General features: G+C 57.4%; 1 pseudogene. It reads right to left on the minus strand.

Features of this window, described 5'->3' with window-relative positions:
- Nucleotides 1-265, minus strand: a pseudogene (yhaJ, locus tag SB756_RS31010) (DNA-binding transcriptional regulator YhaJ); the annotation flags it as partial.

Consider the following 265-nt stretch of genomic DNA (forward strand, 5'->3'; position numbering starts at 1 on the left):
GTACGGTCAACACCGGGCGCTCACGAGCGGTATCCGCTACCGCAATTCCACGATATTTCACGCGCGTCACTTCAGATAACGGTTCCGGCTCCTGATGAATCGGGTGATCAGGCGCGGCAACGTAGACGTTCATTAACGTATAGAGCTTGCGCGAGTTGATCTCCGACGAGGAACGAAAATGCATATCCGGCGCGATAACAATATCCGCCCGCCCCTGCTCCAGCCGTTCCCACGCCCCCGCCAGCACTTCTGTGATGATTGCCAG

Origin of the sequence: Pseudomonas sp. SIMBA_068, assembly GCF_046534705.1 — a bacterium.
Lineage (GTDB): Bacteria > Pseudomonadota > Gammaproteobacteria > Pseudomonadales > Pseudomonadaceae > Aquipseudomonas > Aquipseudomonas putida.